Annotated in this window: 1 pseudogene; it reads right to left on the bottom strand. The window is 55.7% G+C overall.

Going from position 1 to position 291, the window contains the following annotated elements:
• Positions 1 to 218, bottom strand: a pseudogene (locus KVT28_RS24885) (type IV secretion system DNA-binding domain-containing protein); the annotation flags it as partial.
• Positions 219 to 291 lie beyond the last annotated feature (73 nt).

The raw sequence follows: 291 nt of genomic DNA, 5'->3' as shown, positions 1-291 counted from the left end.
GCAACCGATCCGCTGGGCGCGCGGTAGAATACACGCGTGTTAAGCAGGTCCAAGATGGGTTTGGGGGCGTTGGTTCCGTAAATCTCTTCAAGCTGTGGGAAGTTCTGCAGCCCGTCAACGGTTGCGCCGCCGAATTTACGGCCCTCAGCAAGAAACTCAGGCAGGATGGGCAATTTGTGCAGGGAGGGGGTCTCATCGTAATACTGCCAGATTCGGCGCTCACGACTGGCTTTTTACCCAAGAATCCCGACCATCGTCATGTAGATCCATGCGCTCAGTTGCGGCTTGATT

It is taken from the genome of Pantoea sp. GbtcB22 (assembly GCF_019091025.1).
GTDB lineage: Bacteria > Pseudomonadota > Gammaproteobacteria > Enterobacterales > Enterobacteriaceae > Pantoea > Pantoea leporis.
This window is presented reverse-complemented; position numbering and strand designations above follow the sequence as displayed.